Genomic DNA, 22,420 nt, shown 5'->3' with positions numbered 1-22,420 from the left:
TCTGTATCTGTCTGCAACTGCTGCATCCGTAATATTGTCTCCATAAAGCATATATCCAGTATTTTTCACCGGCTATATTATTGCTTCTACAGCATTCTTTTTAGCATCTTCCCCAGTAGTAGAATATATCATTGTTGTGGTAACAACAGAATGTCCTAAAAGGTCTTGAAGTATTTTTATATTACCGTCTTTCTCAGCAAACTCTCTACCAAATTGGTGTCTAAACAAATGAAGTCCCGTAATGCTTTTTTCTATTTTTCCCTCTTCATGAAGCTTGTCAAACATCTTTTTCACGTTATTATAAAGTGTCCTTCGGTCCATTTTTTTACCGCTAGTGTTTTCAGATAAATATGAATTTTCGCCAGGAAGATTTTTTTTAAAATATTCATAATATCCATCAAAATACTCTTTTTTTATATAGGTCGTTCTGTTTTTATTCCCTTTGCCACCTATAACATCAATCCTGTAAGAGTCGTCAAAGGGTTTTATATCGCAGAGTTTTACATTTAAAGCCTCACTAGCCCTTAAACCACTTTTATACATTAGGATAATCATAGCTGAATCCCTATATGCAACGCTAACAGAGTTTTTTCTAACTCTTTTTTGTAGTTTTCCAGGATCGAGGACATATTCATCTAAAAATTCCAAAAGTGCGTTTATTGATTTTTGATCCAATTCTTTGTGGCTTTTCACGCTTTTGCCAGATTGCTTTTTATACTGCTTCATTTTTCTTAAAATATCTCTAAAACACTCTGTATCGGTCTCCTCACGCATATATATAAAAAACTTGTGCAGCACGGCTCTTCTATTCATCATAGTTGAAATGGATGCTTTTTTTATACTTGCTATATAATTTATTATATAGTTGTTATCAATTTCGCAAAAAGCTACCTCATTTTTATAATAGTAATCCTCAAAATGGGAAATAACATAAGAGATTTTTTCCTCCTCTTTAAAATTCTGCTTTAAATATAATTCTGTGAGTTCCACATAATCAAGATTATGTTTCGTGGCAAAAGATAAGAAGTCAGAAAGCATATACAATCTTTCTTTTAGTGAACCATATGTTTTGTTAATTTCATAATTTTCCATCCAAAGCAAAAAATCATTACAATCATCTACGCTAACATCACATATCCCTTTCTTGTCGCCAAGATATACAGAACAATACTCTCTAAATGCATTCAATGTAAACTTATATGAGTCTATCGTGTTTCTGCTTCTTCCTAATAGATGCAAATCTGCCAAAAAGTTTTTAATCCATATTTCTATATCGTTATCAAGAGAAATCCCGTGTTCTAGCCTCTTGGAGACTGTTGACTCTTTAGTGTTGAGTATCCCATCTATATTAAACATAAAAAATTGCTCCTTTGAAATCACTAAATAAGTCATAATTGTATATTATGACATACTTTAAATAATCGTTTTTCTTTTTTTTGAAAGCATTTGTATTAAACTTTTGTTTTTTCAAAAACGATATCAATACACATCAATAGACTATTGATGTAGAATTATATCATATTATCATTGACAATATATCATTAATATAATATAATTCCATTATAATTACTTTTATATTAATCTATATGGTAAATATACACATTAATATGTTTTTATGAATCATTGATTTTATAAAATGTATTCCAATTGTGGTTTAACATAGAATTGATAGAAGAATCTTCTATTCTATATAGTATATATAGTCATTGGCTCAATGATAAGTGCGTCAATGTTATAAAAAGAAAAACAATGGAAAACTTAAGGGAAAACCATAATGTTTAAAATAACCGAGTTCACATTAACCAAATACAAACAAGGCAAAACTCCCAGTGATGGTGAGGTAGTATGGGCTTATGCAACAACACGAGAAACTGCTCAACAAAAATACAAAGCTATCGCAAGACTTTGTAAGTACCTGGAACAAAAAGATCCAAATAGACATGAGTATTATGATGGTGACTTTGTAGAGCTTACCAAAATGAGAAGGGATGCACCATTTAATGATAATGGAGAAGTTATCTATAAAAAATCTATTATTGGAGATACAAAATTTCATCGCAAAGCCATTCAGAGATTAGCAAGATACCTAAGCAGGAGAGATGATGAGTATATCTACTTTGGAAAATTACCGCTGCATGAGAGAGGAGAGAATTGCTATATTTTGGCGTCAAGAAGTACAAAAATACTCAATGATGCAGACAAAGAAAAGCAGATTAAAAATCAAATTCGCGGTAAAAAAGCTGCTATCACAAGAAACATCAATAAAGCCAAAAAGCTAAGAGAGTCTTATAAGGCTACTTTGTTTCCAGATGAATACAAAACAGATAAGCGATATATCTCCCTTGTAACAAACCTGTATAAACAGAAGAAAAGACTTGCAGACAATAGAAAGTCAGATATTGGTGTCATACCTACTGTTATTGGTGGTCATATTGCTGATATTACACACTTGAAAAAGGATTTTTTATGAGTACAAATATTAGTAAGTTTTCAATCGAAAAAGAAATTTATTTTTTAGATATTTCTATTCTGGAGAAAACTAATTCTTGGTTTCTTCTACAAAATGCTATATATAAAATTATTTTTTGGAATAAAACTAAACAAGAAATTGGAAAGTTGGCAATAGAAAAATCAACAAAAGAAGCACAGAAAAAAATATTAGAAGATTTTAATCAAAATGTAGAGCTAGTTAAGTATATTTTTCAAAAAGGCAAAAGAATTGATAATGATAAAGATAGCAGACGCATTTATACGAGAAGTGATATTGAAAATAATGCAATCGCTCATCCTCACAAAATAAGTCTTTTTCTATGTGAAATTGCAACTAGATTAATATGGGAAAAAAATGGCTATATTACTATTAAGCTTGAAAGTGAGGAATGGGAAGAAGATCTATCAAAAAAAACAATAAGCAATATTCTACTTTGTAATTTTAAAATGCCGTACGATGGCTTTTCAATAGATACCTCAAATTATAGCTGGACATATAATAATGAGACAATTCAAACCATACAATTTGGAAAATTTGGAAATCCTAAAGAAAATAAGAATGGAAACCATTATAATGAAATGTTTGGAGTTGTGGTCTATACCGATGATGTGGCAGCTAATGTTCTTCATTTCAATCCGAGTCTTACATTGGCTGAAAATTTTAATAGTCAAAATTTTGATAATTTAAAAGAAGTAGAAAATTTAATTGGAAGGTTGTTGAGCATAGCAATGTATTTGGAAAATTTCAAATACGACAAAGATAGAGTTGTGATAGGAACCAAGATAGTTAAAAAAAGCAAAAAGAAAGGAATAAAGCAGAACACAAAAACAACAGTCATTAGGCTCAAACAACCAAAACATAAAGAAATCATAAACAGGGATGGTTTTGTAAGAAGTAAGAATAAAATTTCTTTTATAGTTCGAGGACACTGGAGAAATCAAAGCTATGTAAATAAAGAAACAAAGGAACGATACAATAAACCAAAATGGATAGATCCTTATTTCAAAGGTGATGGATCTAAAACACTTAAAAAAATAATTGAGATATGAGTCTAAAAAATTAGGAGAAAATACAATGAAAAATTTAAATGCTATTTGGATGCTTATTGATACCAATAAATTTAACAAAGAAATTAAATTGCTTAAAGACAAGTTTGCTTTTTTTAGAGGAAAAATTAAAATAATGCAATTACAAACAGAGTTTTGGTTAAAACAAATATTTACTCAAAATGGCAAAGAGTTAGTGTAATGAATACTTTTGAGAGGGTTAAGGTAATGATCAAACCGCAAACAGTTGATTATGGTCATATACAAACCAACAAAAAGAATATCCAGACTTTGAGAATTGCCAAAAAAGAGATCGAGAAAAAATTGAAAAAAGAGAATATAAAAAATGATAGATAAAGAAGAAAAAAAAGAGGCACAATTGATTCGTAAAGAAATTGATGAAGCGCTTGCTGAAAATACAAAAAATATGGAGCAATTGGAGACAAGAATAGACGATTGCTTAAACAGACTTAATTTAAAGCATATTAAGGTTGTCACATATTTGTTTTACAATCGAATTGATTTTTGTTTTATGGAATTTACCGAACGAAAATATTTTAAGATACTAAGAATACATAACAGCTTTTCTATAAACAGCGAGAAATCAAATATAGTCTTGGAAACTCATTACAAAGATGATATTTTTAAAGTAAAAGAGTTTATTGAAAACAACAGAGAACTGTTGCTGGATTCTATGCAAAAGAAAGAAGAATGTATGCTTAGAGAGAAAAAACTAATTGATGAAATTCTCAGCAAACACGGTAAAAATGTTAAAAAAACACATAAAATTAAAAGGACGAAATAATGAATAAAAAACAAAATGAAACGACAGCAAAAGTCAGAAAAACAAGTGAACATATTGAAAACATACAATCTTTGTTGGGCATAAATATAGATCAATGCAATATACCATTAATCTCGCGTCTTGGCCAAATCATCCCCATATCAGAAGATTGCTACTTATCTTCCGATAATTACTCCGTAGATGCTACAATGGAAAACATAGGCATGCGCAAAAGAAGACCTTACAGAATGGTATATATCGGAAGAGCCGGGAGTGGTAAAACTACTAAAATATTGCAAGATATTTACAATGTAAAAGATACAAAAGTTGCTGCATTTGTTCATGATAGCGAAATAAGCAAATATGCCAAAAGACTAAAAAATGTCGACTTTTTCTCAAAAGAGAACAATATAAACGAAGTCCTTAAAACCAATCTGTACGATACTCTCATTATTGACACTCATCTTTCCATACCAGTTGATATCAATTTACAGCTGCCAAAAAATATTTTCTGGAGCTTCCAAAGTGTGCATGAAATCAAAGAGTGTTGTGATGTTTTTTCAATATTTAATGATATTCTAAGAGAAATGGATGAAGAGATACGAGAAAGCGAAAAGTGCATCATTCTCGCGCTAGAAAATAAAACTACACAAGGATAAACAATGAGAAAAAAAAGAATAAATGTTAGTGATGAGGTATTTGACAAGCTGCTTGTGATGGCAAAAGACGCAAAATCAAGTGGCAATAAGCCAAACGAAAAGGTAGAAAATTATTTCAACAACGGTGCTTTCTTTAAACAAACAGATGTTATACAATCGCGTATAGCACAATTAGAAGAAGAAAATACACAACTTAAAGCCAAGGCATCGCTAATAGATGATGCACAACTGCAAAGGCTTAAAAAACTTCAAGCTTTGAATGTTTTGGGTGATGAATTTCCGAGTGCATTAAAAACACTTATTGATTCTTATACAGAAACACACGCTGACTCTATACAAGAAGCAGCGTCCAAAATTTAATAGAGTACAAAATGGAAATTTTTAGAGATGGAGAGGCTATTATTCAGACAAAAAGAAGAGAAGATTTTCGACTTTTCTCAAAACTGGATATAGAGTATGCAAACCAAGACCTAGAAAAAATCGTAAATGTTGTTTATGCGAACAGAAATATAGATCTCAATTATGTTTTTGATCTTTTGTATTTTCACGGATATGATTTAATCAATGAAAACGATATAGATCAAGTTATGATATGGTTAAAGCAAATATTTTCTCAATACAAGAAGGAATTTTGAGATATGAGCAGGCGTAAAGAAATTTCAAACAGTATGTACTGTGTCGAAAAATGATTAAGGGATATAGAAAATGAACGAGCACGACTTTAAAATAGATGACAATATTATCTACTCTATTATACAAAAACAGGCAGGTACTCTACAAAAAGCATTTTTGGAATTAATCATGAACTCCATAGATGCAGAAGCATCAAAAGTTGAAATTACATTTGATGGATATAATTTTGAGGTTCTTGATGATGGCAAGGGTTTTGAGAGTGAAGAGACAATCCATAAGTTCTTTGGGACCTTTGGAACACCGCATAATGAGGGAGATTCTACATATGGCTTGTTCCGTATGGGTCGTGGACAAATCATGGCTTTTTCTAAAAATTCTTGGCACTCCAATGTCTATTCTATGTATGTGGATGTAAAAAACAATGGTACAAAGTATAATTTAAAAAGCAACTGCGAGCGTCTTGATGGATGCAAAATAAGCGGTACTTTGTATGATGAACTTGAACCATTTGAGGTGAAAGGATTTGAGAAAGAACTCAAAGAGTTTATTAAATTTTCTCAGATTCCCGTCTACCTCAACGGAGAGATGATCAGCTCTAAAATAGAAGATATCAAATGGGATATTGTAAATGATGACGCTTATATTAAACTTGATAACAAAAGAAACCTTGCAGTCTATAATCTTGGCGTAAAAGTTAGAGAATACTCAAGCTGGGATATAGGTTATGGCGGAATTATTGTAAGTAAAAAACCATTAGAAGTAAACTTTGCAAGAAATGATATTTTAAAGAAAAGTTGTTCTGTGTGGAAATCAGTACAAAGTGAAATTAAAATACTTCTTGGAAAAAAAAGTTCTGAAAGTTCAAAGAAAATAGATAGCAAAATTAAGGATATATTATGTTAGAAAAAAAGCTTGTTCAAAAAATTCTCAATGTGAGTCCAAAAACTGTTTATAATTATTACAGAGAAAAAAGACCTATAATTGAACTGCTTGAAAAATTTTTTTCAAATGAAGATCTTGAAAGATTTTTAGAAAATAGGGCTCTTGGAAAGTTTGATGTTGATATTCATACAGAACAAGCAAACTTAAACAAGGAGCTTCTTAGTCGCATCGAAAGACTTGAGCATAAAATCACCGAAATGGAAAAAAAACAAAAATGATTAAAAAAATAACAACAGCATTACTACTAACGGTCTCAGGTTCGAGTCAAAATCATGTAAACCAAATTAGTTGTCTTTTTTCGCAAGATACACCACATGAGGGTGAACAACAATTTGGTAGTTTTCAATTGATTTTTTTGTTATCATTTGTCGATTGAGTTCATGTAACATTCCATATAAAATTTCCCAATTTACTTCTTTTTCAAAATAGACTCCATATACGGCAATGCAAATTTCTTTTATCGAGAGTTCGTTTTCCAATTTTTTCACTATTGATATATTTTTTTTGTAAATTGAGTTTTGTAAAACAAGGTTTTCTATTTTTTTTAAAGCATTTGCTATATAAGACATTATTCTCCAATCCTATAGCTTACAACTTTTTATTTTGGTTCACCAAGGTAAAAACCTTGAAAATAATCAACACCAGCATGTTTCAAAGATGAATAATCATCCTCAGACTCTATATGCTCTGCAATCAGCTCGATTTTTAACTTCTTGCATAAATCAATAATCATAGCAATAATAATCTGATTTTTTTCATTTTTAAAGTTTTTCACAAAATGCCCGTCAAGTTTTAAATAGTCGAAAGAAATCAAAGAAATTATATAAAAATTAGAATTTTTTATGCCAAAATCATCAATAGAGATTTCAATACCATGTTTTTTGATTTCCTTGCAAAACCAAATCACTGTATTGATATTTCCAATATCATATGTTTCGATAAACTCTATAACAAGCCTGGAAAGTAACTCTTTTTCATAATTCTTCAAAAGCTCAAGAAATGCATCAGAAATAAAACTATTTTCAATGTCTCTGTATGACATATTTATAGAAATTCTTACTTCATTATTTCTCTTTAATTCCTCGCATGCATTTTTTAAGGACTGCAATAAAATAATTCCAAATTTGTCATCTTGCTTAATGTGTGAAAAAAAATGCGATGGAGACAGAATATTCTTGTTTTCCAATTGCAATCTAACAAGAGATTCATACATAAAAACAGAACCATTCCTTGCATATATTGGTTGAAGATGAAAAACAAAATTATTACTCACAAGAGCTTTTTGAATAAAATTATGCATTTTCACTTCCTTTTGTTTCTATAAAGTTTACTTTTGAAAACATCTTCCCTGTTTTTACCAAGGCTTTTCCCCATCCATACTGCGTAAATTCTAACAACTCTTTACTTACACCAAATGATCTGCGCACTGAATCAAAATCAGCTATCCCTGTATTTAAAATAATTTGAGCGTCAAAATTCTTTAAAAATTCTGGTGGAAAATGTTCTGCTGATTGTGCAGCAACGATAATGCCAAACCCAAACCCTCTTGCTTCCGTTGCTATTCTATTGAGATAACTATATGGGTCGTTTTTATCTCGTGACGTACCGGCAATAAGTTTTGACTCATCTATTAAGACATATGTATCTACTTTTGCCCCTCTGGCTTTATTTTTTCGCTCGGAATAAGTACCTCTGATCTTACAAGCTTTAAAAACTTTTCCAAGCCAGACATCTACAATAAATCTTTGTATTTCCACATCAAGTCCACTTATATTTATGACATTAAGTCCAGGCTTAACTGGTGGGGTCTTTGAATTGAAAATTTCAGAAGAGACTAGAGCATTAATATAAGATGCCAGTTTCTCAACTGTTCGAATAACATCTTTTTTCATATATTTATTTACTTCAATATTGTTGGCACAAAACCACTCTTTAGGGTTTAAGTCGCTAATTTCATCATCATTATGAGATTGCTCCATAAAGTCTATCAGTAATTTATTTATTTCTTCTTGGATCTCACTAACCGGTGTTTTATTTAATTTTGCATTTTTAATTTTTGCGAATATCTTATCTGTAAAGTCTTCAACAACACTATCTGTTTCTGTCGAAAACTCACCGTTGAAAAACATAATAATCTTCTCTATAAGCATTAAAGTATCACTCAAATCAGGAAGAGTATTTCCCCATGTTTTTATATCATTATAAACAAAACCTTTAAGCAAATAGGTGTCCATAAGCAAATCATATAAAACATCTTTTTGATTAGTGCCCATGTTTGGCATAAAATTCTTTTTTATAATTTCTATCATTCTTTGAATCTGAACTTTTGGGCCAGAATTTTGCATTTTAAAAAGTTGCTCTTTATCAGCTTCTGCTTCACCATTTATAATACTCGCTAGTTCTTCTGCTGACACTCCAGTATCAAACTCAAATGGATTAATGCCATACTTGCTGTTCCAGGCAGTAAATTCAATATAATTGCCAATAATTTCACCGTTGTCGTTTTTAATAACCATATCGCCTTTTAAGTCAAATATATATATGTGTTTTTTTTGCTCGGTGAGGTATTTTGCTATTTTTAATAAAAAGGTCGTTTTCCCACTCCCACTCCCGCCGCAACAAAGCATATGAGGGTTGATTGACTTAGAAGAATCCGGATTCCATTCAATTGGTGGCACATCAGGTCTGTTTGCTAATCTTCCATATATGAAACTCATTTATTTTTTTCCTTTTTGAAATTTCATTTGAAATCCCCATTTCATTGCACCTGTTTTTTTGTCTTTATATTCAGATAAAAAGACTTTTGCATCATATACGTTTTTATTTTTTGCAACAAAACCCGTAAAGAAATACCCTCGTTTCAATGGTAATATCTTTTTAAACACATCAAGCCTATCTTCCTCTGTAAACAACTCCATCTCCTTTGAAGAAAAAAACCTGTAAATATAATTATCCCATATCGCAAAATTACATCCACTTTTCTTGTTGTATTTTTCACACACATAATATTTTGTACATTCTCCTGTTTCAGTGTTTACATACTCTTTTTGCAATACAGAAAAGTTGCATTTTGGGCATTTCCCCACTTTTTTAAACTCTTCTGGTTCATAGTTTGCCAACAGAAGGTCAATTTTTGTCTCACTATTTTTATAATCATCAATATTTATTTTCAGGCCATGTTTTATGATGACTTTTCTAAGAAGATTTATTTTTGCATCACTTGGTTTCGTATCAATCGAAATATTTGCATTATCAAATGCCTCTGTGATCATTTCATCTAATTCTGATATAACTGATTCAATTTTTATTTCACCTTCTTTGGCTCTGATTATTTTCTCATCTATTTCATACATATATTCCAAATTCATAAAAGACGGCAAAAACTTTTCAAAAAACTCAAATAAAATTATCGAGGACTGTTGAGGATAAAGCATTCTTTTAATGTTGAGTGCCGCTTTAGAGTCAACAATTTCTTCCACAATTGCATCATAGGAGTTGCCACCGATTCCATGTTTTTCTAAAATTTGAGTAATAAATCTTCCTATACCGTATCTTGGTGGTCTTTTGCTGGTAAAAGGTTTAGTATAAACACTTATAGGAACAAGCTCCGTCCCTGGCTCCAAATCAGGCAAAACCACTGTTTGTCCAAAATAAGAATCACTGTTGTAGGCAATTCTTTTAACCATTTCTCCTGTAAGCAGTTCCCAGTTTTCAAACCCATCAAGAACAATGTTTGACTGATTAACAAGCTTTCTGTTACCAGCAACAATTTCAACACTCGAAGCATCATAGATACTGTTTTTCATCTGGGTTGCCAAAGTTGTATAGAAAATAAGCTCATATAGTTTTTTTATGTCATTTTTTTGTGCAGCACTTTCAAATGAAATACTGTTAAACTCCATAGTTTTTTCAATATTTTTAGGAAAATAGTTTTTCAAAAACTTTACAGGCCTGATACACTCTTTGCTTCTGTCAATTTTTTTATCAATAAAAACTCGTCTTGATTGTAAAACTCTCTCCTGGGAATAGACTGAATTTAAAACAGTTATCATTTCCTCGACAACAGACTCTTCTATATTCCATCCGTTGGTATCTATGCTTGTTATGAGTCCGCAATCGTATAAAAATTCTGCAAGTTTTGTTGTATAACTCGGTGAAAACTGAAACAAGTAAAAGCAGCTGTATTTCAACTGTGCATTTGTTAATGGCGGATGTGGACTTTTTTCTGCACTCTTGTTTACTTTGAAATTATCAACAATATGTGCGCAGTCTTTATTTTCCAATTCTACAATGCAGTCTTCTATCTCTTTTTGCATATCTATCGTGTACCTTGCCGGGTAGCTTGCCGTAAATTCTATTCCGTCGTATTCGTAACTTGCCTCAACTTTAATAATTTCTTGTGCTTCAAACTTTTCTATCTGCAATTCTCTTTTTACCAAAAAATGAAGTGCGAATATCGAATGGTAAGAAAGATAAAAATTTGAAATTTCTTTGTACCATTCTTTATATTTTTTATTTAATACTTCGTGTTTATTTGAAGACAGAATATACTCTTGTGTATTGCAATACTTTTCTTTTTGCTGAAGAATAATATATTTCTTCACCCCAGAGAAAAGCTTTTCCTTGATAATTTTATTTACTTGTTCTTGCACAGTCTTCCCTCCGCATTTTTTTATTTCTCTAGTGCCTGATTCTCTTTGTAGTCAATAAGCCTTGTATTTTTTTCAATCCATTTGTATATAGTATTGTATTCGGATGTAATAATGGACTCATAATGCTCCAATGTTGTCAGCATATCTTCTCTAATGGAATTGTTCTTTAAATTTTCCAGAAATATATTCTCTTCAATCTTCTTTTCAATTGTAAATATCTCTTCGATTTTTTGTTTTATCTCCTGCAACTCATCATAGCTCATGGAGTAAGCTTCAATAATCCCAATAACCATTCTTTTGTGCCATTCAAATTCTTTCTGTGCTGATTCACCGGAAAAGGTTATTAAAAAATTAAAAAAATCATAAAGCTCACCTTTGGTTTTTGTATCTATTATCTCTATGTCTTTTTTTAATTTCTCAATTTTTTTTGAAAATGTTGCATCGTTTAAAAAATAGTAATAAAAAATACTTTCGTGTACTTTTCTTCTTTCAACATCATTGTGCCAAGAAGTAAACAAAAACAAAAAGACATCGGACTCATCAAGAGCGTCCCTTTGATTTAAAAAAGCAGATGTTTTCATTACCTGCTCTATGGTAGACAGGTATTTTCTATCAGATGTTTTTACATCTTGGACCAAAAGCTTGTTAATAATAGAATCAATATCTGATAAAATTTTCTCTGGTATTGTGATTTCTCTTGACTTTTGTGCAATCAAATCAATATCATCTAGTGTAAATATTGGTTTTTCAATTGGTGTTTTATCAAACAGAGACATGAAATATTTTTTTCTATTTTCAGGGTCCTGGATTCTTTTTACCTCATACCAGATTAATATCCTATCAACAAAAGGCTCAATCAACGCACCAGTTGGATATTCATTTGAAGCACCTATCATGGAAATCAAAGGAACATCAATCATTCTTCCATCACCAGTCGTATAGTATCTGTCTGCCATAATCTGTAGCGTCATATTTAGCACTTCATTTTTTGCCTTAAACATTTCATCAAGAAATACAATATGTGAGTCTAAAATTGTATTTTGAGCGTTATAGTAAATTGTTCCATTCTCTGCAACTTTCTTTTCCCCAAAAAGTTGCTTGGACTCAGTATCACTGCCAATAAGCAATTCCCAATACTTAATATCTTTTATAAGATTACTAAAGAGCCGTATTGTTAATGATTTTGCGACACCTCTTTCTCCTATAAGAAACATATGGGATTTGCTCAAAATGGAAAGTGTTGTTAATCGGATAAGCTGGTCTCTCTCTATTAATCTTTTGCTTAACTCTTCAATTGAAACCAAAACACTTTTTTTTAAATACTCATATTCCATATCAGGCTCCACTTTCATCTTCAAAATTCATGTTTTTAATGTTCTGCATCTGCATCATTATGTTGTCATTAATCTCTTTAAGTTGATTCATAATTGTTTCTGTTTCAAGTTCAGGCATTTCAATTTGAATAGAATCGTCTGGATCGCTTTGGTATGGAAATTTCACAAAATATTTTTTTCCGTAATGTTTTATATATGCCTCTCCTATTTGCAGCTCATCTATATGCTCAGCCGTTGCCACCACTCTGTCTTCATGAATAATTGTGTTTCTTCCTCCTCCGGCAACATCAACATCGCTCATGTGGATATTTACGGCAACTTTTACACTTCCAAGTGATTCTGCAGCTTCTACTCGCGATGAAAGAGAATCTTGTTTCATGTAGATTTTAGTTGCTGTGTTGTCATCCACAATATCAGCAAGAGTTTCACCGAGTTTTAACTTAGGGTCACTCGTTGATTGATAAAATGCTCCGAGTGTCATACCAAGACTTCTTGCTTTATTGTATAATTCCTCAATACCTGGAAATGCCATAGGTTTTGCTTCATCAATAAGACAAGCTGATCTATTTTCCAAGCCTCTACCGGAAGCGCCAATTTCCCCAAACATCGAGATAAACATTCTTATAAAGATTTTAATCATCATCTCGGAAACCGCCTCAAAACGCAATGGTGCGGGTTCTAATATTGTTAAAACCCTGTCTGTCTTTAATTTTATCCTTAAAGGATTGATTCGAGTAGAGGTAAAAATCTTTCCGATATTTCCAAAAGCAAGCTGTCCTATGATCGTACTAAAAGTATCGCCAACTGCACTGTATCTATCATTCCCCATTGCTATTAATGGCTTAATTTGTTCTGTGGCCTCTAGCTTTAATCTTTTTAACTCCTGTAAATCTTTTTTTTCTGATATTTTTGGTATCGGATAAACATTAACAAGCTCTGCCAATTCTTCTAAGTGTGCAAATTGTCCAAAATATGCTAACTCTTTAAAAGTTACAAGAGTTCTGTCAAACGGAGAAATGTCAATCTTGACATCTCTTTTTTTAATAATTTGTTCTAAGGAGATTGAAGAAATATCAGGGATAGAAAAATCATCATCTTCATAGTCAACTTCTAAATCTGCCATCTCTTTAAACTTCATATAGTTTTCAGCTTCTGATATTATTTTAGAAACTAGATCATCTTCATGCCCATAGTAAGTCACTTTTTCTAAAAAACGCATAGATTTCAAAATAGCAAAAGCTATTCTGTAAACTTGCCCGGAAAAATATTTTTCACTGGCACTCTCTACACCTGCCCCGGATGATGAAAGCGAACGACATGCAGCAGCTATCTCTTCATCGTCCATACCAAAGATAGGATTAAGTCTATCGGAGAGATCAGGATGCGATGCTGTTATTCGCATTACGCTATTATTGCATCCTTCCTGGAGTGCAAACTCATACATCCATCTTGCAATTTCCTGTTCTGCACCGACTTTTGGATCAACTGCAAAAACATTCCAACCGTGAGCAATCATTTGTCTCATAATTATTGCAAACAGTCTTGATTTTCCGAAACCACTTGTTCCGTATACCACGAAATGGTTATGGAGTTTTCCCCACTCCAGATACAATAAAAAAGTACCAGAATCAACATCTTTCAAATCGACTGCCATTCCAAGCCATAAGCCTTTTTTGTCATCATAAAAAGTTTGTTCAATTTCAAGAATATAAGACTCTAATTCTTTTTTATGGGCTTTAAAAGCCTTTAAATCCTTATGGTCGTCAAATTCCTCTTCTAGTTTTTTAATATCTGCAATAACTGTTTTTAAATCTTTTCGGTATTTTTTATACTTTTCAACTCTGTCTTTTAGACTTGAAGATTTTACTTTTATCTTTTTTGCCATACCGAGCAAAGCGTTGTCTGTTTCATTTTGATTAGATTGAAATTTGTTTTTTAAATATGGAAACAGGTTTTTTATTTTCTTCATTATTGTGCCCCTTAGATTACTAATTGGTTTAAATTGTCAGCTATATAATACCCTTGAACATGAGAAAGTCCAATTTTCTTTACAAGCATCAAATCATCTTCAGTTTCAACAAATGTGATAATTGTCTTAATATTAAAATGCTCCTCAAGAATAAATATGATGTCTATAAACTCTTTTTTATCCTGATTAGCCCTTAATTCGTCAATAGTCATCTTGATATACTCCGGCTTAAAGTTTATAAGTGAAGACAAATTGATGTTATCAAACTTCATGTTGTCAAAAACAACTTCAACATTAGCATCAAGTTTTTGAACTTTTTTAACAAATTCAATAACCTCCCGTATCCCATCATCACTATAATCAAGCTTCATTTCCAAAAAGAATTTTCGCTCTTTAAATTTTTTAAAAAACTCAAAAAGAAAAACATTAAATTTCTTATTTCTTATTCCATCCAACGAAATATTGATTGAGTTTGGAATAGCGTCCAGATACCCTTCTTGAAAAATATTCATAATAAATAGCTGCTTGATTTTAAAAAAATACTTCAACTCTTTTGCTTTGTATATAAAATCTTTTGGAAAATATTCTACTTTTCCATTCATTAAAGATGGTAAGTTTTCATAAAATTCTATTGATTTCTTATTTAAGTTTATGATTGCCTCTTTCCTGGTTTTTATTGTGTTGTCTTTGAGCACTTTTTTAAAAAATTTATCCCAATCTATGTCTAAACTTTTTTTATTGCGATTTGACAAATATTCAAAAATCTCTTCTTCTGCATATCCTTCCATTTGTTTGGCTTGAAAAATAATAGCATCCTGAAGAGTAAGTCCGTATGTCTTCATAACAACATCCGTTTTGGCCCTGTCTTTAGGATTGGAAGTAGAAAGCCAGTAACCATACGGTGTTAATTTTAAAAGCGCAACAAATTCATATCTCTTTTGTTTTACAAAAAACTCTGAATAATGCGGGTAGCGGGACTTTAAAGATTTAAACAAAGAAAGATCAAAATCACTCAAAGAAATTTTACCGGTTGCGACTGCCTGATCAATAGCGTCTTTCGAGTGAGGCAAAAATATTTTCCAGTCTGCTGTTTTATAAATTGCTTCTGCCTGTGGATTTTGAAAGAATTCATCAACTTGTTGAGTGATAATCATTGGTATTCCAAAATATTTTCTAATTCTTCTTGCAAAATCTTCTAAGAATTTCGCAAACAACGGATTGTCCAGAACTTTCCATGCCTCATCCACTCCTACTATTCTTCTGGCACTTTTATCTTTTTGGTAGCCTATAAAAGCTTCTCTTGCTGTTTTTTGAAGATAAAGCATTGCTACAACCGGCATAATAGGACTTGTTGAAATATCATCAAGTTCAAGAATAAAGAAATTATTATCAAAGTTCAAATTACTGGCCCCATTAAAATATTTAAAATATTGGCCATTTTCAAGACTGTATGGCTCAAGTGTGACGATTATTTGCACGAGCTGGTCCACAATATTTTGTTCGCCTTTTTCAAGTGCCTTTTCTTTAAAATCAATAAGCGCTTCTCTTACTTCTCGCATACCGGCATCACGGCCTTTTATTCTAAAAGCATGATTAATTGCATTTGCTATCAATACAGATAAAACTGTCATATTCATTTTTTCAGAACCGGATGCTGTTGTGTCTTTGTAGATGTCCTGGAGGTTCATTCCGGCCATAAATCCAACAATAGGCACAAGCATTTCAATCTCATCATCAGCAATTAATGTAACTTCTTTTCCGTCTCGTATTTCTATTTTGGTATTGATTTCTGTAAAAAAGTTCATACAAATATTGCTTTCAGGAGAAAATTCCACAAATTGACCACCGATTGTTTGAGCAAATTTAATGTAACTTCTACCAAAATCTATCATTCTTACAAACCATCCGGCATTAACCGCTTTTGCAAGGAAATCATTTGTCCAAACAGACTTACCAGAACCCATCGGACCAATAACGACAATATTGTAATTGTCTGAGTTGTAAATATCCAAAGGAATCAACTGTCCTGTTCTGCCGACATACAGATGATTAGGCATTCCGTTACCTGTAAAATCACCTATCAAAGGAGTTATTTGAGCATTGTTTGATTTAAAATTTTTATCAAATTTATCAATATTTTTATGAATAATCTCCGAATATTGCAATGCTAAACTCATTAGAAAAGTTTGATATGCAATCTGAGGAAACTTCTCCTCTTTAAGTATCCATCTGCCAGGAATTTGCTCAAAGCTTTTTTTGATTAAGGCAGTATATTGGTCCATTTTATTCATGTCTTTTTCAAAGAGAGTTAAAGAGAAAAATGATTCAAGTGGTGTCTCGCCTAATTGCTCAATATACTGGATAACTTCCTCATTTTCGTCTCTTCTTTCTTTAATCTGAGGTTTCTTTTTGTAAACCATAGGGGGCATCCCTGAAAGTTGCCCAAGATTCCAGCGTGCTTTTTTCAAGATGGCTTTTTTCTGCTGTTCAACATTTTTAAATCTTATTGTCAAAGAAAGCAAAAAAGGATTAGGAAGATTTAATTGAAAATCGTCTCCCATAACACTAAAAAAAACATTTTGAAAGGTGAATATATCGACTTCTCTTGGGTATTTATCAGTTGTTAAAACTCTTGCTTTCCAGTTGTCCGGCATTTCCAAGAGTTTGGTTTTATCATTTAATCGAATAAAAGAGTCTTTTGTCATTTGCTTATTCAGCGTAGTTATTGAGTCATTGCTGAGCGGGTATTTATCCAGAGAAGGGTTTATGATCTCTCTGACATAAGGAACAAACTCATCGGGCTTAAAGGGTCTTATTTGATAGCTTTTAAACATACCTAGGAGCTGGTTGTACTGTTGATTGATGACAAATTCATCTGTATCATATGGGAATAAAACAGAAAGAGTATGTACAAAGTTTCTCACGCGCATATCTGACTCATTGCCTGCAATAGATGATGTCGTCCAGCTTTGAAATTTTTCCATTAAATCAGCTGTGTATTCTTTGAGAACATCTGGATTTTTTACATTTGGTGTCGAATTGGCTCGCATCTCTGCAAATTCATCAAGCACCTTGTGTACGTCTTTAGAAGCATATGTTGAAAAATTCACAATGGTATCATCAAGGACAACACTGTTGATCATGTTGATAATATCTTTTTCTGTGTCAGTTGTAAGATATGGTGGTGGATAGAGTCTAAAAACAATGCCTACTCTTCCGTCTGCTTGAATATAATATCCGATATTATCTTCTGTCTCTTCAACATAGCTGCGATAAAACAGAAGTCTGCTGATGGTTCTCTTGTCACTGAGTGCGCTAATTTGTTCTTGATTGAAACTATCAACATCTGTCATCAAATCTTCTGGGTAAAAGAACTCTTTTGTTAAATCTATCACTTTTCCTGTTGCTTTTTTCAATGCTGCTTTCATTTTTGAATCCTTTTAGTTTGATATTTATTTGCATAGTAATCTGAAAATTGACGAAGCATTTCAGCTAATGAGTCTTTGTCAACTTCTCCGACAATTGGTTCAGTCGCTAATTTTGCATTAGGCAATAAAAAATAAGTTGTCGGTACTGTTCCGGAAAAAGGAAGAGTAGGGTAGACGTGTTCTCCTTTGCCAATATCGCAAGTAGCAAGAATGTAGTCTTTTTTTAATTTTTTAATATTTTGCGTAACTGCACCGGAAATATATTTATGGCAATGAGGACATCCTGAACTAGCCACAATATAAAATATTGGTTTGTTCTCTTTTTTAGCCAGTATCATTGCATTGGAAATATTGTGACTGTTTGCAAAAAGATAAGATGTAAAAATTAACGATGTTATTAAAAGTATTTTGTTCATACTGCTTTCCAAATTTGATTTTTATTAACACTACTCTTATACATAGCGTATAAACTATGTATAAGAGTAGTATAGGAAGGGGTGTTTTTTAGACTTTTATAGCCCTTTTGTAGACTTTTATAGCCCCTCGATAGACTTTTATAGCCCCTCGATAGACTTTTATAGCCCCTCTTCACATTTTTAATTAGACTTTTATAGCCCCTCGATAGACTTTTATAGCCCTTAAAGTTTCCTGAATAGACTTTTATAGCCCCTATTTCTATAAAATTGCCAAATAGACTTTTATAGCCCCTTGGTGAACTTTTATAGCCCTTTTGTAGACTTTTATAGCCCCTCGATAGACTTTTATAGCCCCTCGATAGACTTTTATAGCCCCTGCTAATTTTTACAGTATTTTTATCAGGAAACTTAAGAAAATCAAATTGACTATTTTTAGGGGTTTTAATTATAAAAAATAGACTTTTATAGCCCCTCGATAGACTTTTATAGCCCCTACTATATTGAAAAACGGCACTTTTCTTAAACATCTTTATCTCCGTTAACTAGGTATTTTTTCTTATCTTTCAGTGAGGAAAATGTAAGTGTTTGTTCATTATTTGTAAGGCTTATTCCAAATTTTTCACGAAGATATTCCTGAACATTTTCTCTCTTTAAATCGGTTATATAATTACTTAATTGGCTTTCGCTGAGCATCTCTTTTAGATTAAGTTTTTCTATTAAATTATCAATTCTGATCTGACTGTTTTTACCATCATTATTAATCATAAATCGAACGACAGCTTTTATAAAATCAGGGTTAATTTTATGAGATTTTAAATCTAATTCTTTACTCCATTTGCTAGAGAGTCTGTCAATTTTGACAATATCATCTATATAGTCTCTATGCTGCAGTGCTTTAGTTCCTGCTAAGAAGTAGGTGTATTCCTGTGTAAAACGAACCTTTATGCGATTTTCATCTATAATGGATACACTATCAATAAAACCGAAGTTGTAGTCTATTTTCTGTTCACTTCCATTGGTAGAATAGACATTTAATCTAAACTCCGATAGCTCTTTTAGTTGTTGGATTATTTGATTTTTATCTTTTTGCTTGTGAAGCTTTCGCTTAAGATCATAAGCCGTTAAAATTACATGAAAACTATGCTCACGCCTTGAAAAGTTTTTCGGATAATTCAGTAACACTTCAAGAATATCCTTGTGTCTTTGCCCTAATAAGCGACCACGAACCTCCACTTTGTCAAATAGATCAGTTTTAATCTCTAAAATCTGATTATTTTTAACGAACTTTTTGTAGATATTGCTTAACTCTATTCTCTTTAATGGGAGAAAAAGAGGCAAAGAGTTTTCAAGCAATGAACTTGTCGTTAAATTTACTTTGCTAATTGCTTTAAGAAACTCATCCTTTTCAAGATACTGCACAAAGTGACCTTCCGGATTCTCACATTTGATAATTTCAACCTCGTTACTTTCATTTATTTTTGTATTATTCGACAACATGTATTCCAAACCTCTCTTCAAGTGCTTTAAACATAGCTTCATCTTCTTTTGTGACCTCAATCTCATCATCAAGCAGTATGTAATCATTCGCGCCTTCTATATCATCTAAATTAACTTCGGTGCCATCACTAGATATAGCCACAAAGTCACTCTTTTGTGCAGTGCTAGCATCAGCTTTTAATGGTTCGCTTTCTTGTTGAAACATTTCAATTTCATACATTTTTTTATCTTGTATGTGATTTGCTTTCTTTGTTTGTATGAATCTGCTTTGTGGTTGTTTTTTATCTGAAATAACTTCATAATGTATGCGAACTGCATTAATAAAAGCAGTTGCGCCTCTGGCACCGCCTTCTTTGTTGTGATGATGTATAATTAGTAGTGTTTTTCTCTCTTCTTCAAGCCATTCGCTAAGGAGGTTCATTAAATATCTGGCTTCTGTGTTGGAATTCTCATCAATTGCAATAAAAGAGTCAAGAGGATCCAACAGAATTACATCATAAGGTTTTGCAATCATTTTAAATTCATAGAAAAATTGTGCAACTTCTAGCTGTCTGTTTTTACCAATTTGAAGAAAAGGCTGCGGTCGACAGGCTTTATCCATTATATCAATTTCTATATCTTTTAAATGCTTATTTTTCTCTTTTAGTATTTCCATTCTATATTTTGTGTTGCTTGCACTATCCTCACTGAACCATCCCAAACAATTGACATTGCTGTTTTGTAATTCTAAAAGGAGTTTTAAGAGCGTAAAACTTTTTCCTACACCTCCGGATGATGTAAAAAGAGTTGTTTCGTACTTTTGTATAGGACAGCTATCTTCTAAATAAAACTCTGGTGCTTTTGCTTCTATATCTTTTGAGGATGTAGGAGTAAGGCGTTTGGAGTTGTAGTTTTTGCCACTAAAGGCATTTTGCAATTTTAGTTTCATTTGAGCAAAATCAAGTATTTCATCTTGCAAATCTTCTTCAAGTTCAACAAGCAGTCTTTTGAGCTCCCTCTTTTCTTTGTATTCTTTAACCTGTGCAACATAATATTCTATATTACTTGCAGGGTTTTTTGAGAGGACTACAAGGAGTTCATCTTCATACTTTCCTTTTAGCTCTTTTATGATTACATCTTCATCCATTGGTAAATTGTTTTGATGCATTTTTCGTATTAGTTTAAAGATTTCTTGATGAGCGATAGGGATAAAATCTAAACTTTCCAATTCAGAGCAATCTTCTATTAGCTCTTTATTGGAGACAAGCGATGATAAAAGTGTTTGTTCTATATTAATTGCATCTGTATATCTCAATGTAATACTCCTTATAGATATTGTGTTTGAATCAAGTAGTGTTTATTTGGTTTTGTTCTTTGAATTATTATTATGAAAAAGATATTTAAACTAAGCCAAACCATTGTTTAAATACAGTCTAAACAATGCCAAAACAATGTCTACTCAATACTATGTATTTAAACAATGGTTAGATATTGGTAAATATTTAAACAATGCCAAAACTAAGTCTAAACAATGGTTAAACAATGCTTACTCATTACTATGTATTTAAACAATGTTAATCCTAAGTCTAAACAATGCCTACTCATTACTATGTATTTAAACAATGGTTAGATATTTTTTTCATAATAATAATTCAAAGAACAAAACCAAATAAACACTATTTGATTTTTTAAATACTTAGCAAAGGCTAAATACTTAAAAAATTAAATAACTCCTTTCAATTTTTAACTTAGTAATTTACATCCTTTTTCTTTTGTGATATAATTACGCTTGTGAAGATCGCTTGATTTGATTTATGGAGCGGCAAATCTAAGGTTGCGATGGATTGATCCCCATTGCGACCTTTTTTTTTGCCCTCCAAGATCAAATCAAGGGAGACGTTATGAATAAGCTGATCTTCACAATTGCGCTTATGTGCATTTTTGCACCTATGTTGAATTAACATAGTCAGGGGAGTTTTACTCCCTTGTCTCCCTAAAACTCTTGCTGTATCACTCAAGGAATGATGTCTGATACCTTTTGCTGATGCCCGATTTAGCAGTTTATATATTTTTTCCATTTTATGATATAATTGCATCTGTGAACACAATCTTATTGGTATCAACGGAGCGGTAAAAAGCTTTACAAAGGTTAAGGAAGTCATGAGCCTTAACCTTTTTTTTTGCCCTCCAAGATACCAATTAAGGGAGATGTTATGAATAAGCTTGTGTTCACAATACTGCTTATGTGCATTTTCGCACCTATGTTGAATTGACATAGTCGGGGGAGTTTTGCTCCCTTGTCTCCCTGAAACAGCTTGAATATTTTTCATCCTAATCATCTCCTCTTAAATCTTCTACAATATCTATTACTTCCTCAACTTGATCACTCATATTGTTAATCCTGTTGGTTTTCATCATCTCTTCAATCTGATCATTTCCACCAGATACATCACCACCTCCATGAAGAGCTTGTAGTTGTTCTAATGAAGTACCTTGCTCAAGTATTGATGCATTGCCTCCAAGATTTTGCAAAAGCCCTTGCATTGTATTTGCACCTATGCCATTCATTCCATATCCACTTAAATCGCTT

At 31.9% G+C, this 22,420-nt stretch carries 23 protein-coding genes; 10 read left to right on the top strand and 13 right to left on the bottom strand.

The window, feature by feature from the left end; all coding sequences use genetic code 11:
• Positions 1-72: 72 nt before the first annotated feature.
• On the bottom strand, positions 73-1,356 hold the full coding sequence (locus ES948_RS10250) for a site-specific integrase (RefSeq protein WP_188109513.1): 1,284 nt from the start codon (positions 1,354-1,356) through the stop codon (positions 73-75).
• A gap of 418 nt (positions 1,357-1,774) precedes the next feature.
• Here ES948_RS10250 and ES948_RS10245 point away from each other — a divergent pair, with 418 nt between their 5' ends.
• The 10 genes from ES948_RS10245 to ES948_RS10210 all read left to right on the top strand — a co-directional run bounded on the left by ES948_RS10245 (position 1,775) and on the right by ES948_RS10210 (position 6,773).
• The gene (locus tag ES948_RS10245; RefSeq protein WP_152184855.1) at positions 1,775-2,470 is read left to right on the top strand and encodes a hypothetical protein; all 696 of its coding nucleotides are present in this window, start codon (positions 1,775-1,777) and stop codon (positions 2,468-2,470) included.
• Positions 2,467-3,540, top strand: coding sequence for a hypothetical protein (locus ES948_RS10240; RefSeq protein WP_152184854.1), 1,074 nt, complete (start codon positions 2,467-2,469; stop codon positions 3,538-3,540). Before ES948_RS10245 ends, ES948_RS10240 begins: the two co-directional genes overlap by 4 nt.
• Positions 3,541-3,565: 25 nt before the next feature.
• Positions 3,566-3,739: a hypothetical protein gene (locus ES948_RS10930; RefSeq protein ID WP_188109512.1), complete on the top strand. Its 174-nt coding sequence runs from the start codon at positions 3,566-3,568 to the stop codon at positions 3,737-3,739.
• Positions 3,739-3,894, top strand: a complete 156-nt coding sequence (locus ES948_RS10925; protein WP_188109511.1) for a hypothetical protein — start codon at positions 3,739-3,741, stop codon at positions 3,892-3,894. The genes ES948_RS10930 and ES948_RS10925 overlap by 1 nt, the downstream gene beginning before the upstream one ends.
• Positions 3,884-4,342, top strand: coding sequence for a hypothetical protein (locus tag ES948_RS10235; RefSeq protein WP_152184853.1), 459 nt, complete (start codon positions 3,884-3,886; stop codon positions 4,340-4,342). The genes ES948_RS10925 and ES948_RS10235 overlap by 11 nt, the downstream gene beginning before the upstream one ends.
• Positions 4,342-4,980 carry a hypothetical protein gene (locus tag ES948_RS10230; RefSeq protein WP_152184852.1) on the top strand — a complete coding sequence of 213 codons (639 nt, stop codon included), beginning with the start codon at positions 4,342-4,344 and terminating at the stop codon, positions 4,978-4,980. Before ES948_RS10235 ends, ES948_RS10230 begins: the two co-directional genes overlap by 1 nt.
• A 3-nt stretch (positions 4,981-4,983) precedes the next feature.
• Complete coding sequence (locus ES948_RS10225) at positions 4,984-5,340, top strand: hypothetical protein (protein WP_152184851.1); 357 nt, start codon at positions 4,984-4,986, stop codon at positions 5,338-5,340.
• Positions 5,341-5,351: 11 nt separating this feature from the next.
• Complete coding sequence (locus ES948_RS10220; RefSeq protein WP_152184850.1) at positions 5,352-5,615, top strand: hypothetical protein; 264 nt, start codon at positions 5,352-5,354, stop codon at positions 5,613-5,615.
• A gap of 70 nt (positions 5,616-5,685) precedes the next feature.
• Positions 5,686-6,516, top strand: a complete 831-nt coding sequence (locus tag ES948_RS10215) for an ATP-binding protein (RefSeq protein ID WP_152184849.1) — start codon at positions 5,686-5,688, stop codon at positions 6,514-6,516.
• Positions 6,510-6,773 carry a hypothetical protein gene (locus ES948_RS10210; RefSeq protein ID WP_152184848.1) on the top strand — a complete coding sequence of 88 codons (264 nt, stop codon included), beginning with the start codon at positions 6,510-6,512 and terminating at the stop codon, positions 6,771-6,773. The genes ES948_RS10215 and ES948_RS10210 overlap by 7 nt, the downstream gene beginning before the upstream one ends.
• 66 nt (positions 6,774-6,839) lie before the next feature.
• Here the strand turns inward: ES948_RS10210 and ES948_RS10205 are convergent, their stop codons facing one another.
• The 12 genes from ES948_RS10205 to ES948_RS10920 form a co-directional block, all read right to left on the bottom strand.
• Positions 6,840-7,124 carry a hypothetical protein gene (locus ES948_RS10205; protein ID WP_152184847.1) on the bottom strand — a complete coding sequence of 95 codons (285 nt, stop codon included), beginning with the start codon at positions 7,122-7,124 and terminating at the stop codon, positions 6,840-6,842.
• Between the two features lie 29 nt (positions 7,125-7,153).
• Positions 7,154-7,855, bottom strand: coding sequence for an EAL domain-containing protein (locus ES948_RS10200; protein ID WP_152184846.1), 702 nt, complete (start codon positions 7,853-7,855; stop codon positions 7,154-7,156).
• Positions 7,848-9,272 carry an ATPase/DNA packaging protein gene (locus ES948_RS10195; RefSeq protein ID WP_152184845.1) on the bottom strand — a complete coding sequence of 475 codons (1,425 nt, stop codon included), beginning with the start codon at positions 9,270-9,272 and terminating at the stop codon, positions 7,848-7,850. Before ES948_RS10195 ends, ES948_RS10200 begins: the two co-directional genes overlap by 8 nt.
• Positions 9,273-11,207 carry a DNA topoisomerase gene (locus ES948_RS10190; protein WP_188109510.1) on the bottom strand — a complete coding sequence of 645 codons (1,935 nt, stop codon included), beginning with the start codon at positions 11,205-11,207 and terminating at the stop codon, positions 9,273-9,275.
• Positions 11,208-11,227: 20 nt separating this feature from the next.
• Positions 11,228-12,541, bottom strand: coding sequence for an AAA family ATPase (locus ES948_RS10185; protein WP_188109509.1), 1,314 nt, complete (start codon positions 12,539-12,541; stop codon positions 11,228-11,230).
• Position 12,542: 1 nt separating this feature from the next.
• A complete protein-coding gene (locus ES948_RS10180; protein WP_152184842.1) occupies positions 12,543-14,510 on the bottom strand; it encodes a TraM recognition domain-containing protein in 1,968 nt (655 codons plus the stop codon).
• Positions 14,511-14,521: 11 nt separating this feature from the next.
• Entirely contained in the window at positions 14,522-17,938 is a 3,417-nt protein-coding gene (locus ES948_RS10175) for a TraC family protein (protein WP_152184841.1), read from the bottom strand.
• On the bottom strand, positions 17,935-18,354 hold the full coding sequence (locus ES948_RS10170; RefSeq protein ID WP_152184840.1) for a thioredoxin domain-containing protein: 420 nt from the start codon (positions 18,352-18,354) through the stop codon (positions 17,935-17,937). The genes ES948_RS10175 and ES948_RS10170 overlap by 4 nt, the downstream gene beginning before the upstream one ends.
• Positions 18,355-18,873: 519 nt before the next feature.
• A complete protein-coding gene (locus tag ES948_RS10165) occupies positions 18,874-19,851 on the bottom strand; it encodes a hypothetical protein (protein WP_152184839.1) in 978 nt (325 codons plus the stop codon).
• Complete coding sequence (locus ES948_RS10160; protein WP_152184838.1) at positions 19,838-21,145, bottom strand: DnaB-like helicase N-terminal domain-containing protein; 1,308 nt, start codon at positions 21,143-21,145, stop codon at positions 19,838-19,840. Before ES948_RS10160 ends, ES948_RS10165 begins: the two co-directional genes overlap by 14 nt.
• Positions 21,146-21,578: 433 nt before the next feature.
• Positions 21,579-22,160, bottom strand: coding sequence for a hypothetical protein (locus ES948_RS10155; RefSeq protein WP_152184837.1), 582 nt, complete (start codon positions 22,158-22,160; stop codon positions 21,579-21,581).
• Position 22,161: 1 nt separating this feature from the next.
• Positions 22,162-22,420: hypothetical protein (locus ES948_RS10920; RefSeq protein ID WP_188109508.1), on the bottom strand; the 259-nt coding region annotated here is incomplete at its 5' end.

The organism is Sulfurimonas indica (genome assembly GCF_009192995.1).
Taxonomy (GTDB): Bacteria; Campylobacterota; Campylobacteria; order Campylobacterales; family Sulfurimonadaceae; genus Sulfurimonas; species Sulfurimonas indica.
The sequence above is the reverse complement of the archived record's forward strand: the minus strand, read 5'-3'. Positions and strand labels throughout refer to the sequence as shown.

Excerpts from the sequence above, each read along its gene's own strand:
- ES948_RS10245 (WP_152184855.1), top strand. The coding sequence starts at position 1,775 with ATGTTTAAAATAACCGAGTTCACATTAACCAAATACAAACAAGGCAAA.
- ES948_RS10925 (WP_188109511.1), top strand. The coding sequence starts at position 3,739 with ATGAATACTTTTGAGAGGGTTAAGGTAATGATCAAACCGCAAACAGTT.
- ES948_RS10165 (WP_152184839.1), bottom strand. The coding sequence starts at position 19,851 with ATGTTGTCGAATAATACAAAAATAAATGAAAGTAACGAGGTTGAAATT.
- ES948_RS10180 (WP_152184842.1), bottom strand. The coding sequence starts at position 14,510 with ATGAAGAAAATAAAAAACCTGTTTCCATATTTAAAAAACAAATTTCAA.
- ES948_RS10220 (WP_152184850.1), top strand. The coding sequence starts at position 5,352 with ATGGAAATTTTTAGAGATGGAGAGGCTATTATTCAGACAAAAAGAAGA.
- ES948_RS10225 (WP_152184851.1), top strand. The coding sequence starts at position 4,984 with ATGAGAAAAAAAAGAATAAATGTTAGTGATGAGGTATTTGACAAGCTG.
- ES948_RS10235 (WP_152184853.1), top strand. The coding sequence starts at position 3,884 with ATGATAGATAAAGAAGAAAAAAAAGAGGCACAATTGATTCGTAAAGAA.
- ES948_RS10250 (WP_188109513.1), bottom strand. The coding sequence starts at position 1,356 with ATGTTTAATATAGATGGGATACTCAACACTAAAGAGTCAACAGTCTCC.
- ES948_RS10240 (WP_152184854.1), top strand. The coding sequence starts at position 2,467 with ATGAGTACAAATATTAGTAAGTTTTCAATCGAAAAAGAAATTTATTTT.
- ES948_RS10175 (WP_152184841.1), bottom strand. The coding sequence starts at position 17,938 with ATGAAAGCAGCATTGAAAAAAGCAACAGGAAAAGTGATAGATTTAACA.
- ES948_RS10930 (WP_188109512.1), top strand. The coding sequence starts at position 3,566 with ATGAAAAATTTAAATGCTATTTGGATGCTTATTGATACCAATAAATTT.
- ES948_RS10200 (WP_152184846.1), bottom strand. The coding sequence starts at position 7,855 with ATGCATAATTTTATTCAAAAAGCTCTTGTGAGTAATAATTTTGTTTTT.
- ES948_RS10155 (WP_152184837.1), bottom strand. The coding sequence starts at position 22,160 with ATGAAAAATATTCAAGCTGTTTCAGGGAGACAAGGGAGCAAAACTCCC.
- ES948_RS10195 (WP_152184845.1), bottom strand. The coding sequence starts at position 9,272 with ATGAGTTTCATATATGGAAGATTAGCAAACAGACCTGATGTGCCACCA.
- ES948_RS10185 (WP_188109509.1), bottom strand. The coding sequence starts at position 12,541 with ATGGAATATGAGTATTTAAAAAAAAGTGTTTTGGTTTCAATTGAAGAG.
- ES948_RS10170 (WP_152184840.1), bottom strand. The coding sequence starts at position 18,354 with ATGAACAAAATACTTTTAATAACATCGTTAATTTTTACATCTTATCTT.
- ES948_RS10210 (WP_152184848.1), top strand. The coding sequence starts at position 6,510 with ATGTTAGAAAAAAAGCTTGTTCAAAAAATTCTCAATGTGAGTCCAAAA.
- ES948_RS10215 (WP_152184849.1), top strand. The coding sequence starts at position 5,686 with ATGAACGAGCACGACTTTAAAATAGATGACAATATTATCTACTCTATT.
- ES948_RS10205 (WP_152184847.1), bottom strand. The coding sequence starts at position 7,124 with ATGTCTTATATAGCAAATGCTTTAAAAAAAATAGAAAACCTTGTTTTA.
- ES948_RS10230 (WP_152184852.1), top strand. The coding sequence starts at position 4,342 with ATGAATAAAAAACAAAATGAAACGACAGCAAAAGTCAGAAAAACAAGT.